This window comes from Hymenobacter sp. CRA2 (genome assembly GCF_002007105.1).
Taxonomy (GTDB): Bacteria; Bacteroidota; Bacteroidia; order Cytophagales; family Hymenobacteraceae; genus Solirubrum.
Window position 1 is genome coordinate 65,497 of sequence record NZ_MVBC01000011.1, and the last position, 15,075, is coordinate 80,571.

Consider the following 15,075-nt stretch of genomic DNA (forward strand, 5'->3'; position numbering starts at 1 on the left):
GCTGAGCTTATGGAACCAGAGCAGGGCCAACCAGCCCCCGACGCCGAGTACGTGCTGCACCTCTACATTGCCGGTGCCACGCCCAATTCGGCCCAGGCCGTGCGCAACCTCCATGACATTTGCCAGCGCTACCTTCCCGGGCGCTGCGAAGTGCAGATTGTGGATATCTACCAGCAGCCCGAGCTGGCGCGGCAGCAGCGCATCGTGGCTGCTCCCACGCTGGTCAAGAAAGAGCCAGGCTTGATGCGTTACCTGGTGGGCGACCTATCGGACCGCCGCCGGGTGCTGAACGTGCTCGGGCTCAAGCCCGATCCTAACGACCCTTACCTCCATGACTGATAGCCGGCCGCTGACCGCCGCCGAACTAGCCGCGGAAAATGCCCACCTGCGTCAGCAGCTGCAGGAAGCCGAGGAGCTCATTACGGCCATTCGCACCGGCACCATCGATGCATTGGCCGTGCAGGCCCCCGGCGGGCCGCGCATTTTCACCCTCGAAGGGGCCGACCAAAGCTACCGCACCCTCATCGAGCAGATGAACGAGGGCGCATTGCTGCTGAGCCAGAGCGGCACGGTGCTCTACTGCAACGCCTGCCTGGCTGGCCTGCTGGCTATTCCCTTGGAAAGCATGATGGGCGTGGCCTTTCACGACTTCGTGCCCCTCGACTACCACGCGTACTGGCAGGGGCTGCTGACCACGGGCTGGAGCGGCAAGAGCAAGGGCGAAATGCCCCTGATCAGCACCGATGGCCGCATGCACCCCTTTGCCGTGGCGCTGAACGTGCTCACGTTCGAGCACACGCCCGTGCTGGCCGTCATCGTCACGGACGTATCGGCCCAGCGCGAAATCAGCGACATTCAGGCCCAGGTAGCTGAGCAGAATGCCCTGCTGGAGCGCCAAAACGAAACCCTGCGTAGCCAGGCCCAGGCCCAGCGCGAGGCTGAGCAAGCCGCCGCCGAAACCACCCGCATCCTGGAGGGCATTCCGCACATTGCCTGGACCGCCAACCCCGAAGGCCACAATACTTACCTCAACCGCCGCTGGTTTGACTACACCGGCGAAGACGCGCAATCGAAGGCCCAGCACCAGTTCGGCGCCCTGATTCACCCCGAGGACCTGCCGGGGGCGCTTCAGCATTGGAGCCAATGCATCGGGAGCGGGCAGGCGCTGGAAATCGAGTGCCGCATTCGAAACGCGGCAGGGGAGTACCGTTGGATGCTCGGCCGGGCCTTGCCCTCGCGCAACGAACAGGGCGAGATTATCCAGTGGATTGGGGCGTATACCGACATCCACGAGCACAAACTGGCCCAGCAGCGGGTGGCCGAGACCCAGCAGCAGCTCCGCGAAAACTACGAGCAGCTCACGCGTATCAACCGCGACCTGGACAACTTCATCTACACGGCCTCGCACGACCTGAAAGCCCCGATCAACAACATCGAGGGGCTGTTGCAGGCCTTATTGCCGGAGCTACCCGCCGAGCTGGCCGCCAGCCCGTCGGTGCAGCCCATTCTGGCCATGATGCAGCAGTCGGTGGACCGCTTCAAGCGCACGATCGAGCATTTGACGGAGGTCATCAAGCTGCAGAAGGAGCATGAACAGCCGGCCGCACTGGTCGACATGAGCGTGGTCATTCACGAAGTAAGCCTAGACCTGGCACCCCTGATCCAGGCCACCGGCGCGCAGCTGGAGGTGAGCTTAGGCACGTGCCCGCACATCTCGTTTTCCGAGAAAAACCTGCGCAGCATTGTCTACAACCTCGTCAGCAACGCCATCAAATACCACGCGCCTAACCGGCCGCCCCGCGTGCAGGTGCGCTGCCACCACGAGGATGGTATCACGGTACTTGAGGTGCAGGATAATGGCCTGGGGCTGAATCTGGCCAATACTCAACGGTTGTTTAGCATGTTCCAGCGCTTCCACGACCACGTCGAAGGCTCCGGTATCGGGCTGTACATGGTGAAGCGCATCGTGGAAAATGCCGGCGGCCGGATCGAGGTAGCGAGTGAAATTGGTGTTGGATCAAAGTTTTCTGTCTACTTCCGCCGCGAAAACGCGTAAACGGTCAAGCTTGCGCTATTCTCGCGTCGGCGCGTATTTCTGTATGCCCAAACTTTCCCGCATCCTGCTCGTCGACGACGATCAGACGACCAACTACCTGAATCAGCTATTACTGAAGCGGCTGGATGTGGCCGAGCAGCTACAAGTGGCGCTGAACGGCCAGGAAGCCCTCAACCTGATGCAGGACTACGGCGAAACCGCGGCTACGCCGCAGCCCATGCTCGTGCTGCTCGACGTCAAAATGCCCGTCATGGACGGGTTTGAGTTCCTGCAGGCCTACGCCGAGCTGCCCGTGTCGCACCGTGAGGATGTTGTTATCGTCATGCTTACCACTTCGCTGCATCCCCAGGATGTGGAGCGTGTACAGCAGCTCAACATTGCTGGCTTCTTGAATAAGCCTCTTACATCAGAGAAAATCAACGATATTCTCCAGCAATACTTTCACTAGCTGACTGGTATTGCCTCGCTGTGGGCTAACGGCCTCCATTGCCTTTAAAGGCAATGGAGGCCGTTTTGCTTGGATAATTATCAAGTCTGGGTAGAACATATTAACTGATTAATCTTTGAGCTATTCGCATACGCAGTCATTTGCTAACCTTGTTAGTATACATACTGGTTGTGACTAACATAGAGTACCTTGTACGCGGGGTGAAGATAATCTGTATCAGGAAAACGCGGATTTGACTAAAAAAATTAGGAACTTTATGGGCGCCGATGGTCTTGGCAATTGTTGTGCTCTGCCCGGCAAGCGGTATTTTTGAAGGTCGCAGGCAGGAGCGGGGCCCCAAGGCACTGTTAGCTGCAACGCTTAAGAAGTGCCACCGTTTGAGCCGGCTTTCATTTTCTCCGTAGCTTTTGCGTCCTGCCGATGAGATAGTATTACGTTTAGTCTTCGCACCAAACGCGTGCGAGACTTGTTTTGAGGAGCCTTCGGCGGTGCGTTTGCCGCCGAGGAGAGGTACAAGAACATAACCGTGGCTTACGCCACCCTGCGAGTGTCAAACGACCACCACACCCCCGACGAGCAGAACCTTAACGGCCAGGACCCCGAGTTGTTCGGCGTCGGAGACACCATTGATTTTGGGGCCGCACCCGCCGCGGCCAACGACCCCGCCGATGCCCTGGCGGCCGATGCCATTGGCGTCGGTCCCGACGGGGAGTTGATTCCCATGGCCAGCGAGTCCCCCGAGCATAGCGAGGAGCTGGACGGCGAAATCCTCGCGGCTGAGACCCAGCCCGAAGAATCGGATTTCCGCCCCGGCGAAACCATTCACGACATCAGCTCCATCGGCGGCATGTACCAGAGCTGGTTTCTGGAATATGCCTCGTACGTGATTCTGGAGCGCGCCGTGCCCGCCATCGAGGACGGCCTCAAGCCCGTGCAGCGCCGTATCCTGCACGCCATGAAAGAGATGGACGATGGCCGCTTCAACAAGGTGGCCAACGTCATCGGGCAGACTATGCAGTACCACCCCCACGGTGACGCCTCCATCGGCGACGCCATCGTGAACCTGGGCCAGAAGGACCTGCTGATCGAAACCCAGGGCAACTGGGGCGACGTGCGCACCGGGGACGGCGCGGCGGCTCCGCGTTACATCGAAGCCCGCCTGTCGAAGTTTGCCCTCGACGTGGTCTTCAACCCCGATACCACCGATTGGCAGGCCAGCTACGACGGCCGCAAGCGCGAGCCCGTGACCTTGCCAGTGAAGTTTCCGCTGCTGCTCGCGCAGGGCATCGAGGGCATTGCCGTGGGCTTGTCCACGAAGATCATGCCCCACAACTTCCGCGAGTTGTGCAAGGCCAGCATCGACGTGCTCAAAGGGCGCGACATCGTGCTCTACCCCGACTTCCCCACCGGCGGCCTCTGCGACATCACCAACTACAACGGTGGCCTGCGCGGGGGCAAGCTGCGCCTGCGCGCCAGCATTGAGAAGGTCGACAAAACCATGCTCATCATCCGCGACGTGCCCTACGGCACGACCACCACGGGCGTGATGGAGAGCATCGTGAAGGCCTCGGAGGCCAACAAAATCAAGATCAAGAAGGTGGTGGACAACACCGCCGCCGCGGTTGAAATTCAGGTGCACCTGCCCGCAGGCGTGTCGCCGGATTTGACCATGGACGCGCTCTACGCCTTCACCGACTGCGAAATCAGCCTCTCGCCCAACACCTGCGTCATCATCGAGGAGAAGCCGCGCTTCGTGGCGGTGGAGGACATGCTGCGCCTGAGCACCAGCAAGACGGTGCGCCTGCTGGAGCGCGAGCTGGAAATCCGCCAGGACGAGCTGCAGGAGCGTTGGCACTCGGCTTCGCTGGAGAAAATCTTCATCGAAAACCGCATCTACCGCAAAATCGAGGAGTGCGAAACCTGGGAGCAGATCCTGGAAACCATCGATGCCGGGCTGAAGAAGTACGTGCGCATCGACGGGGAGAAGCCCAAGGCCAACGATACCCGCTTGGTGCTGCGCCGCGCCATCACGGAGGATGACCTCACGCGCCTGACGGAAATCCGCATCAAGCGCATCTCGAAGTACGACGGCTTCAAGGCCGACGAGTACATTCAGAAGTTGGAGGCGGAGCTCGAAGAAGTGGCCGACAACCTGGCCAACCTCACGCGCTACGCCATCCGTTACTTCGAGGGTCTGCTCAAGAAGTACGGCGACGGCAAGGAGCGCAAAACCGAGCTGCGCACCTTCGACGTGGTGACGGCCCAGAAAGTGGCCGTGGCCAACCAGAAGCTCTACGTGAACTACCAGGACGGCTTCGTGGGCTACGGCCTGAAGAAGGGCGGGGGTGACGAAAACGTGAAAGAGGTCTGCGCCTGCTCCGACCTCGACGACATCATTGCCATCAAGCGCGACGGCTCGTTCGTGGTGACCAAGATTGCGGAGAAAACCTTCGTGGGCAAGGACATCCTGTACGCCGGCGTCTACAACAAAAACGACGACCGGCTGGTGTACAACATGATCTACGTGGACGGCCCCTCCCAGATCAGCTACGCCAAGCGTTTCCTCGTCACGGGCATCACCCGCGACAAGTCCTACGACCTGACCAAGGGCGGCAAGAACTCCAAGGTGCTCTACCTGACGGCCAACCCCAACTCTGAATCGGAAACCGTGGCGGTGGAGCTGTCGGACAAGGCCCCAGCGCGCGTCAAGAAGTTCGACTTCGATTTTGCCGAACTGGCCATCAAGGGCAAAGGCTCGATGGGCAACATCGTGACCAAGCAGCCGGTGAAGAAAATCACCTTCAAGGAGCGCGGCGACTCGACGCTGGGCGGCCGCGAGGTGTTCTTCGACGAAGTGGTGGGCCGCCTCAACAACGCTGGCCACGGCCGCTTCATTGGCACCTTCGATACGGACGAGACCGTGCTGGCTGTGTACAAGGACGGGTCGTACGAGCTCACGGCGCCCGACCCGGCCATTCACTTCGAGATGCGCAACCTGGTGCTGCTGCGCAAGTTCGAGGCCGATACGGTCATCAACGCGGTGTACGTGGAAGGCGAGTCGAAAACCCACTACGTGAAGCGGTTCCGCATCGAAACCAGCACCGTGGCCAAGCGTTTCCTGTTCATCCCCGAAACCAAGGGTACGCACCTGCTGTGCGCCACCTGCGGCCTGATTCCGGAAATTGAGGTGAAGGTGCAGAAGGAGAAGAAAGGGGAGAAGCTCACCGAGCGCATCCACCTGCACGAGTTCATCGACGTGAAAGGGTGGAAGGCCATGGGCAACAAGCTCAACTACTTCAAGATCCACTCCGTGGAGCTGCTCACCGACGAAGGCCCCGAGCCGGAACGCAAGGCTCAGATCAAGAAAAAAGGTCCGGCTACGATTCCGCGTCCGCAGGCCGCAACGCCCGCTGATGAGGAGCCGCTGCCCGAACACGACGGGCCGGTGGAAATATCGGCGGAGGAGGTGGCCCAGGCGCAGGCTTTGCTGCAGCGCAAGCCCAAGTCGCAGATGACCTTGTTTTAGGGTGTTAGGAAGCTGGGCGAAGACGTTGTAGCTCTGATACCAGCTACCTGATACCTGTTCACGGCCCGGTACTGCGGTCCAGCTTCGGCGGACGGCGGTGCCGGGCCGTCGTGTTTGCAGCCTTTTCGTGCCAAAAACGTATCTTACCTCTGCCTATTCAGTCTACGGCTTTGGTATGCTGACCTCCACTTTCCGTTTTCTCATCCCCCGCCGGCTCCTGCTTGGGCTGGCGTGTTGGTGCGCAACCGGTTCGGTAGCGCTGGCCGATGACCCCAAGGATGCGCCCGGCACCTTGGATGTACCCGCCTTGCTGAAGGAAGCTAAAGTGCTACAGCTGCAGTACCGTGAATCGGCCGCGCTGGCGCGCTACGAGCAGATTCTGGGCGCCTTCCCGCGCAATTACGACGCTCTGTGGCAGGCGGCCGTGCTAAGCGTGAACATCGGCGCGCGCTACACCGATGAGAGCCGCCGCGGGGCCTACTACACCTCGGCCCGGCAATACGCCGACCGGGCCTACGCCGTGAACCCCAAAGGCGGCGAGGCCAACTACGCCGTGGCGCTGACCCTGGCGCAGCAGGCCACCATCCGCAGCGCCCGCGACCGGCTGAGTCTCTACAAGAGCATGAAGCCGTACGTGTACCGCGCCGTGGAGTACAGCCCCGGCTTCTCCGATGCCTGGCAGGTGCTGGGGCGCTGGAATTATCGCGTGGCGCACCTGAACCTGATCGAGCGGGCCTACTGCCGTCTGTTTTTGGGCGGCCCGCCCACCGGCGCATCCAATACCAAAGCCATGGAAGCCCTGCGCCGGGCCCATTTCCTCGATCAGTGCCGCATTCAGTATTGCTACGATTTGGCGCGGGTGTACCAGAATCAGCGCTTGCACGGCCACGCCGTAGAGCTGCTTAAGCAGGCCGCCGAACTGCAACCTATGACCAGCGAAGAGTTGGAAATGAGCCGCCGCTGCCGCAAGCTGCTCGAGCAACTGGAAAAGTCATAGAAGCCGCTTCTGGCTAATACCCTTATACCGCCGAGCTGGCAGATGCCAGCTCGGTTTTTCTTTGACCTGACTCGGCTGATTGCGGCGGGAGAGTGTTAACTTAAGTACCCGGCGAAGCTACCCAAGTGCTTGGCCGCTAAGCTATGAGCTCATTTACTCGTGCCTGGCTGTGGGGAAGTTTGCTGACGGGCTGGAGCGCCGCGCCGGCCGTGGGGCAAACGGACGTGGTAGTGGCCGAGCAGCTGCGGGCCGGCGTGGTGGCGCAACGGGCAGACTCCTCGGTGCTCAGTGCGCAAATCCAGCGTTTCTACGCCAGCGTAGGCTGCGCCTGCCTGGACCGCGCCCACGGGCCCGCTGCCAGCTGCCATCAAGGGCGCCGCCCTGCTGCGCCGCGCCGCAGAGTTCGGACTGCAGCCGACGAGCTTTCGGGCCCCGCTTATTCAAGCCAGCCTTGATTCCTTACGGGCAGGTGATGCTGCCGCGCTCAGCCGCCGGGCCGCTACGGAAATTCGGCTGACTGCAGCCCTACTGGAGTTTGCCAGTCAGCTGCGGCGCGGGCCGCTCGTGCCCGAAACGCTGGCCCTCACGTCTTGCGCGCCCGATTCGGCATTCGATCCGGTAATGTGGCTGCACGCAGCCCGGCGCAGCAAGGACTTCGCCCAGGCGTTGCTGGCCGCCCAGCCGCAGAGTCGCAGCTACGTGCGCCTGCTCTGGGCCTGGCAGCGCCTGTTGCGCGCCGACACTGCCACCGCACGCCGCTCGGCCTGGCTGGTGGCTGCCAACCTGCAGCGCCTGCGCTGGGAGCCTGCCGCCGATTCGCTGTACCTCGCGGTGAACATTCCGGCGTATGAGTTGCAAGTGGTGCGCGGGGCGGCCATCACACGTACCTTTCGGGTAGTAGTGGGCGGCCCCGCTACCCCCACGCCCGAGCTTTGTAGCCGCGTGCGTTTTTTTCAGACCTCGCCCGAGTGGAAAGTGCCCCGGAGCATTGCCACTCGCGAAATGCTGCCGCAGCTGCGCCGTAACCCGGGTTACCTCGCGGCCAACAACTACGTGCTCTACGACCGGCACGGACGCGTGTCCAACCCGCGCAGCATTGATTGGAAAGGTGTCTCCGCAGAGGCATTTCCGTACGTCATCCGCCAGGCCGCCACCAACGATAACGCCCTCGGAAACGTGGTATTTCGGTTCCCGAATGCCCATGACATCTTCCTGCACGACACTCCCGCGCGTAAACTGTTTACTAAACCTATGCGGGCCCTCAGCCACGGCTGTATCCGGGTGGAAAGGCCCTTGCAGCTGGCCGTATTCTTACTGCGCCACGACCTAGCCGACAAACCCGAGCGTGCTCAACGCAACGTAGAGCGAATGTGGGACAGCGTGTACGGTGGCTACAGCAAGTACTTCCCCCTTCGCTACCCCGTACCGATTTACATCCGCTACCTCACCTGTCACGCCGACGACGGACCGGACCTGCGCCGCCTGCCCGACGTGTACCACCGCGACGCGGCGCTGATTGCTGCTTTGCAGAGCGCAACTGCAGGCTCGGAGCGTGTAGCGGTAGATTAGAGTCAATGAGCAGACTAATTGCCGCTTTTCGGGGCGAACCAGCACTAGAGCCTCCGCAACTGGCACAACGGCGCCTGCGGGTGTACCTTTGTAGCGTTCTGCTGTCTTTCGCGCCGTGTCACCCCGTTTCTCCCGTTTCCTGCCCTGGCTGTTAGGGCCCTTGCTGCTGGCCTGCGGCGAAGCCGAGCCCGGTACCGAGCAGCCCGACACCATGGTCAATCTGCGCACCGTGCGCAGCGGACCCGATATTCAGGCCGCCGAGCTGAATGGTGCCATTGCCCGCCAACCGCGCAACCCCGTGTTGTACGCGCGCCGGGCCTCCTTTCGGGTGCAGGACGGCCAGCTTGACGCCGCCCTGCAGGACATCGACCGCGCTATTGAGCTCGACGACGCGCCGGGAGAGTTTTACCTGACCAAGGCGCGGGTACTGCGGGCCCAGGGTAAGCTCCAGGCGGCCATTGATGCCGCCGCCGAGGCCCAGCAACGCGGCTATAACCCGCCCGAGCTGCACTTGCTGTTGGGCGAAACCAATCTGGCTGCCCGGCGCTACAGTACCGCCGTAGACTACCTCGACCGCGTGCTGCGCGACGACCCGAACAGCGCCCCCGCGTTGTTCTACAAGGGCTTGGTGTATTCGGCGCTGCGCGACACCGCTCAGGCCATCGACTATCTGCGCGCCAGCGCCGTCCGGGCGCCACGCATGCCCGAGGTGCTGCACCAGACGGCTTACCTGCTCAACGCCAACCGCCAGCCCCTGGTAGCCGCGCCCTACATCGAAAGCGGCCTGCGCGCCGACCGCAGCTACGCCGCCCTCTGGTACGACCGCGGCCGCGTCTTCGACTTCGCCGGCCAGCCCGACAGTGCCGCCCGTCAGTACGCCCGCGCCACCCGCCTCGACTCGACGCTCTACCGCGCTGACTACCGCCTCGGGCTTTACCACTACAAAAACAAGCGCTACGCCCAGGCCATTCGTCCGCTGAGCCGGGCCCGCCGCCGCAGCCAGTATCTACCCGACGTAGGCCTGATGCTGGCCGAGAGCTACGAGTGGGTAGGGCAGACCCAAGCCGCCTGGATTGCTTACCGGGCCCTGGTAAAGCAGTTTCCCGGCAACCGCCACTACACCTACAAAGTCTGGAAAGTAGGCCAGCGCCTGCCCGACCGGCAACTTGATTCGCTTAAGCTGGTGTACGGGGCGCCGCCCTTGCCCCAGCCGCGCCGTGTGCCCGCCGCAGCGCCCACGGCCATTGAGCCGCTGGAGGTGAAGCCGCCCACGTTGCTCACGCCCTCCAACTAAGCCCGGCGTGAATCAATGCAGCTGAGCCGGCGTTACCAGCTCAGCAATGCCCATTTATCGGCTGCTCGCGTGGTTTGTGCCCGCGAAGCTGCTAACTTGCGGGCTACCGCAATTTTTTGCACGTTTCTCTAATGATTAACATCACGCTCCCCGACGGCTCCGTGCGTCAGTTCGAAGCGGGTGTGAGCGGCTACGACGTAGCCGCCAGCATCAGCGAAGGCTTGGCCCGCAACGCCTTGGCCGTGCGCGTCAACGGCGAAGTCCGCGACCTGCACCGCCCCATCCAAGACTCCGCCAACCTGGAGATTCTCACATGGAACGACGAGGCGGGGAAGAATACATTCTGGCACTCTTCGGCCCACTTGCTGGCCGAGGCGCTGGAAGCCCTGTACCCTGGCATTAAATTCGGCATCGGCCCGCCCATCGAAAACGGCTTCTACTACGACGTGGACCTGGGCGAAGGCCGCAGTATCGGCCCCGACGACTTTGCCAAGATCGAGCAGAAAATGCTGGAACTGGCCAAGAACAAGAGCCGTTACGAGCGCCGTGAGGTGTCGAAAGCCGACGCCATTGCCTACTTCGCCGAGAAAGGGGACCCGTACAAGCTGGATTTGCTGGATGGCCTCGAAGACGGCAGCATCACCTTCTACGAGCAGGGCAACTTCACCGACCTTTGCCGCGGCCCGCACATTCCGGATACCTCCACCATCAAGGCGGCCAAGTTGCTGAACGTGGCCGGGGCCTACTGGCGCGGCAACGAGAAGAACAAGCAGCTCACCCGCATCTACGCCATTACCTTCCCCAAGGACAAGGAGCTGAAGGAGTACCTGCACAAGCTGGAGGAAGCGCGCAAGCGCGACCACCGCAAGCTGGGCAAGGAGCTGGAGCTGTTTGCGTTTTCGGAACGGGTAGGAGCGGGGCTGCCGCTGTGGCTGCCCAAGGGCACCGCCCTGCGCGAGCGTCTGGAGCAGTTTATGCGCCGCGCGCAGGTGAAGGCCGGCTACCAGCCCGTCGTCACGCCGCACATCGGCGCCAAGGAGCTGTACGTCACCTCGGGCCACTACGAGAAGTACGGCGCCGACTCCTTCCAGCCTATCAAGACGCCGAACCCGGGCGAGGAGTTCTTCCTCAAGCCCATGAACTGCCCGCACCACTGCGAAATTTACAAGACCAAGCCACGTTCCTACCGCGACCTGCCCCTGCGCCTGGCCGAGTTCGGTACGGTGTACCGCTACGAGCAGTCGGGCGAGCTGCACGGCCTGACCCGCGTGCGCGGCTTCACGCAGGACGACGCCCACATCTTCTGCCGCCAGGACCAGGTTAAGGAGGAGTTCATCAAGGTGATTGACCTGGTGCTGTACGTGTTCCGCGCCCTCGGCTTCGAGGACTACACCGCCCAGATTTCGCTGCGCGACCCGGAAAACAAGCAGAAGTACATCGGCACCGACGAGAACTGGGCGGCTGCCGAATCGGCTATCCAGGAAGCGGCCCAGGAGCGCGGCCTGCGCACCGTCACGGAGCTGGGCGAGGCGGCCTTCTACGGCCCCAAGCTCGACTTCATGGTGCGCGACGCCCTCGGCCGCAAGTGGCAGCTCGGTACCATTCAGGTCGACTACAACCTGCCCGAGCGCTTCGACTTGGAGTACGTCGCCCCGGACAACTCGCGTCAGCGCCCGGTGATGCTGCACCGCGCCCCGTTTGGCTCGTTGGAGCGCTTCGTGGCCGTGCTCATCGAGCACTGCGCCGGCAACTTCCCGCTGTGGCTGGCTCCCGAGCAGTTTATCATCCTGCCGATTTCGGAGAAGTACCACGACTACGCCCAGCAGGTGCTGGCCCAGCTCCAACAGGCCGACCTGCGCGGCAGCACGGATGAGCGCGACGAGCGAATTGGCCGCAAAATCCGCGACGCCGAGATGCAGAAGATTCCCTACCTGCTGGTGGTGGGCGAGAAGGAAGCCGAAAATGGCATCGTCTCGGTGCGCCGCCACGGCGAAGGCGACTTGGGCTCTATGCCCATCGACGCCTTTGTCCGGAACTTCCAGGAGCAAGTGGAGGAAATGATGAGCGGCCGCGCCGTGGCCGCGCACTCGTAATCCATCCGTCATCCGGAGCCAAAAGCAAAGGGCCTTATTCCGTCAGAACAAGTCGTTGCAGCGACAATCGTTCGAGCGGGGTAAGGCCCTTCGCTTTTAGCTCCGGATGACGTTCCTGTTTTCTGCCAGCACGGGAATAGAACTAATCCCGCCCCGCGCCCGTTAAAACCCATGCAGCCCGCCGGAAACACGGTTTTCGGTGGGCTGAATTTTGTCATTCGGGAAAATTGCCGGATATTCGCCCGCTCAAATAGTTGGCGACGCTGATTTACAGTTGCTTTCCGGCGTTTGGCTCGACCCCGTTTCACCTAAACTCTGAAGTCTTATCAGAACCCCTAACCGCCGCCTCCCTCCGCGCCAAGTGGAGGAGCCGTTCAAAATCAATGGCAAGATTACGGCCCGCGAAGTTCGCCTGGTAGGCGAAAACGTGGAGCAGGGCATTTACCCCACCGACCAGGCGCGCCGCATGGCCGAGCAGCAGGGTCTGGACCTCGTGGAGATTTCTCCCACGGCTGTACCGCCGGTATGCCGCGTTATCGACTACTCGAAATTTAAGTACGAGCAGAAGAAGCGCACCCGCGAGATGAAGGCCAAGCAGACGAAGGTGGTGGTCAAAGAAATTCGTTTCGGCCCCAACACCGACGACCACGACTTCGCCTTTAAGCTCAAGCACGCGCAGGAGTTTCTGCGCGAAGGCGCTAAGATCAAGGCCTACGTGCACTTCGTAGGTCGTTCTATCGTCTTCAAAGAGCGCGGCGAAATCCTGCTGCTCAAGTTTGCCCAGGCTCTCGAGGATCTGGCCAAAGTAGAGCAGCTGCCCAAGCTCGAAGGCAAGCGCATGTTCCTCTACCTGGCCCCGAAAGCAGTGGTAGTGAAGCCTGCCGGTACCTCTGCTCCGAAGCCTGCCGCCCCGAAGGAGGAAGGCAAGGCTCCGGCCCCGAAAGCCGCCGCTTCCAACGAAGCGGCCGAATAAGCTACTCCAGCGCGGCGTGAGCCGCTCCGTTGTTCAGGCGAGCCGGCCCTAGGCAGCCGGCCGCCGATGTTTTACCCTTCAACCTTTCTCACAATGCCGAAAATGAAAACCAAGTCCGGCGCCAAGAAGCGTTTCTCGCTGACCGGCACGGGCAAAGTAAAGCGCAAGCATGCGTACAAGTCGCACATTCTGACCAAGAAGAGCACGAAGCGTAAGCGCGCCCTGACCCATGTCACCCTGGTTAGCTCTGCTGACATGAACCGGGTGAAGGACATGCTGGTCCTCTAAGCGGCGGCCCCCGGCTCCCGCAGAATATTTTTTTCAACCCGGCGTCCGGTTATTCGCCAAGCCGCTTGAGTAGCAAGCAGGCACCGGCCGCCAAAAACAAGTAGGTTATGCCAAGAAGCGTCAATAACGTGGCCTCGCGCCACCGTCGCAAAAAGGTAATGCGCCTGGCCAAAGGTTACTTCGGCCGCCGCAAGAATGTCTGGACCGTTGCCAAAAACGCGGTTGAGAAAGGTCTCCTGTACGCTTACCGCGACCGGAAAGCCAAAAAGCGCGACTTCCGTGCCCTGTGGATCCAGCGTATCAACGCCGGCGCCCGCATCCACGGCCTGTCGTACTCGCAGTTCATGGGCGGCCTGAAGAAGGCTGGCATCGACCTGAACCGTAAAGTTCTGGCCGACCTCGCCCTGAACCACCCCGAAGCTTTCCGCGGTATCGTAGAGAAAGTAAAAGCGTAGTTTTCTAAACTCTGCTTTACAAAAAAGCCTGGCCTAACCGGTCAGGCTTTTTTATTGCCGTTTGCTCAGGCGCAACGGAGCCAGAAATCTGCCTCCGAAATGTTGTCGAAGTGCCGTATGGTAAGGGGCAGATGGCGTTGCCGTACGACTTCAGTCGTGCCAGCGCGGTTTTGCGAATCGTAGGCATCGACCACGGCGCAGTATTGGTACCCCGCTTCGGTAACGGCCCGTTGAATCCATTCCTCTGACAACCAATGTTGGTCCTCTGGATGAATAGGGGGCATAAACCGGTGGTTGGTCAGTACTTTGGTCAGGTGTTGCTGTTGCAGGACCTGCAGAGCGGCGTTGTAGACGTCTCGCAGGTCATGGCTGCGCATAGGCGCCGGATGCCAATCGATACGGACATAGTTGCGGTGGACAACAACGTCCGCTAAGTCGTTCTGAAAGTGAAGACTTTCATCCGTAGGCAAGCAGTAAGTACTCATAACATTAGCCATATAAAAGCAGCAACGGCCGGTGCCAGCTTGGGCGTTGCCGTTGAGTTATAAATACGCGTTAAAAGCAAAAACCGCCTTCCCGTGTTGGGAAAGGCGGTTTTTATTTTGACACTGTAGCGGGGACGAGAGTTGAACTCGTGACCTCAGGGTTATGAATCCTGTGCTCTAACCAACTGAGCTACCCCGCCCTGTTTTGGTGGTGCAAAGGTAAAGCGAAGATTTAACCCGACGCAACCTTTGATGAAAAAAAAACCCGTGTATCTTGCCGCAAGTCGCCAATCTGGCTGAGGACCAGTGGTGCTAATTTTTTCGCTTACCTAGCTTTCCTATGCCCGTTTCCGCTACTCGCTCCAAGCATCGCTTCGTTCAGGAGTACCCCATCAATGCCTCGGCCAAGATTCTTTATCCCTACTTAGCCTCCGCCACGGGCCTTCGGCAGTGGTTTTGTCAGGATGTGCAGATGGCTGGCCCTCATACCTTCAATTTCGTGTGGGATAACCAACCGCACCTGGCTGAACTGACTTCCCAACGGACCAACCGTTCGGCGCGCTTCGTATTCCTGGGGCCTGACCGCCGGCACATGCCCGATGCCAATTACCTCGACTTTACGATTGAATCATCGGAGCTGACCCAAGAGGTATTCCTGCGGGTGGTCGATTACTCAGAAGAGACCGACGACATAGAGCTGCAGGAGATGTGGGATAATCTGGTGCAGACCTTGCGTGAGTTGGTAGGCGGCTAGGCGACTTTTTTTCGTGCCAGCGTGTTCTGAGAGGAGCAGCTACCGCTTTCAAGTAGCGGTGGCTGCTCCTTTTGCGCTTTTACCTCACCCGGTGCGCCAAGGCCACGTACCTTTGCGGCCGCTTTCAGCGTTTGACG

At 60.9% G+C, this 15,075-nt stretch carries 12 protein-coding genes, 1 tRNA gene and 1 pseudogene; 13 read left to right on the forward strand and 1 reads right to left on the reverse strand.

The window, feature by feature from the left end; genetic code table 11:
• The first annotated feature begins 9 nt into the window (after positions 1 to 9).
• From B0919_RS17105 to rplT, 12 genes and pseudogenes are all read left to right on the forward strand, one after another.
• On the forward strand, positions 10 to 339 hold the full coding sequence (locus tag B0919_RS17105; RefSeq protein WP_078013505.1) for a circadian clock KaiB family protein: 330 nt from the start codon (positions 10 to 12) through the stop codon (positions 337 to 339).
• Positions 332 to 2,056, forward strand: coding sequence for a sensor histidine kinase (locus tag B0919_RS17110; protein WP_078013506.1), 1,725 nt, complete (start codon positions 332 to 334; stop codon positions 2,054 to 2,056). Before B0919_RS17105 ends, B0919_RS17110 begins: the two co-directional genes overlap by 8 nt.
• A gap of 43 nt (positions 2,057 to 2,099) precedes the next feature.
• Positions 2,100 to 2,504 carry a response regulator gene (locus B0919_RS17115; protein ID WP_078013507.1) on the forward strand — a complete coding sequence of 135 codons (405 nt, stop codon included), beginning with the start codon at positions 2,100 to 2,102 and terminating at the stop codon, positions 2,502 to 2,504.
• A gap of 721 nt (positions 2,505 to 3,225) precedes the next feature.
• Positions 3,226 to 6,030: a DNA gyrase/topoisomerase IV subunit A gene (locus B0919_RS17120; protein WP_078013621.1), complete on the forward strand. Its 2,805-nt coding sequence runs from the start codon at positions 3,226 to 3,228 to the stop codon at positions 6,028 to 6,030.
• 175 nt (positions 6,031 to 6,205) lie between these two features.
• Positions 6,206 to 7,027, forward strand: coding sequence for a hypothetical protein (locus B0919_RS17125; RefSeq protein WP_078013508.1), 822 nt, complete (start codon positions 6,206 to 6,208; stop codon positions 7,025 to 7,027).
• A 143-nt stretch (positions 7,028 to 7,170) separates the two neighbouring features.
• Positions 7,171 to 7,482, forward strand: coding sequence for a hypothetical protein (locus tag B0919_RS17130; protein ID WP_139362201.1), 312 nt, complete (start codon positions 7,171 to 7,173; stop codon positions 7,480 to 7,482).
• Positions 7,412 to 8,596 carry a L,D-transpeptidase family protein gene (locus B0919_RS17135; protein WP_254846603.1) on the forward strand — a complete coding sequence of 395 codons (1,185 nt, stop codon included), beginning with the start codon at positions 7,412 to 7,414 and terminating at the stop codon, positions 8,594 to 8,596. Before B0919_RS17130 ends, B0919_RS17135 begins: the two co-directional genes overlap by 71 nt.
• 115 nt (positions 8,597 to 8,711) lie before the next feature.
• On the forward strand, positions 8,712 to 9,890 hold the full coding sequence (locus B0919_RS17140; protein WP_139362202.1) for a tetratricopeptide repeat protein: 1,179 nt from the start codon (positions 8,712 to 8,714) through the stop codon (positions 9,888 to 9,890).
• A gap of 131 nt (positions 9,891 to 10,021) precedes the next feature.
• Positions 10,022 to 11,983: a threonine--tRNA ligase gene (thrS, locus tag B0919_RS17145; RefSeq protein WP_078013512.1), complete on the forward strand. Its 1,962-nt coding sequence runs from the start codon at positions 10,022 to 10,024 to the stop codon at positions 11,981 to 11,983.
• Between the two features lie 325 nt (positions 11,984 to 12,308).
• A pseudogene (infC, locus tag B0919_RS17150) lies at positions 12,309 to 12,863 on the forward strand (translation initiation factor IF-3); the annotation flags it as partial.
• A gap of 186 nt (positions 12,864 to 13,049) precedes the next feature.
• Positions 13,050 to 13,244 carry a 50S ribosomal protein L35 gene (rpmI, locus tag B0919_RS17155; protein WP_078013514.1) on the forward strand — a complete coding sequence of 65 codons (195 nt, stop codon included), beginning with the start codon at positions 13,050 to 13,052 and terminating at the stop codon, positions 13,242 to 13,244.
• Positions 13,245 to 13,351: 107 nt separating this feature from the next.
• Positions 13,352 to 13,699, forward strand: a complete 348-nt coding sequence (gene rplT / locus B0919_RS17160) for a 50S ribosomal protein L20 (protein ID WP_078013515.1) — start codon at positions 13,352 to 13,354, stop codon at positions 13,697 to 13,699.
• Positions 13,700 to 14,310: 611 nt separating this feature from the next.
• Here the strand turns inward: rplT and B0919_RS17170 are convergent.
• Positions 14,311 to 14,384 (reverse strand) — tRNA-Met (locus tag B0919_RS17170).
• A gap of 140 nt (positions 14,385 to 14,524) precedes the next feature.
• Here B0919_RS17170 and B0919_RS17175 point away from each other — a divergent pair.
• Positions 14,525 to 14,938: an START-like domain-containing protein gene (locus B0919_RS17175; protein ID WP_078013517.1), complete on the forward strand. Its 414-nt coding sequence runs from the start codon at positions 14,525 to 14,527 to the stop codon at positions 14,936 to 14,938.
• Positions 14,939 to 15,075 lie beyond the last annotated feature (137 nt).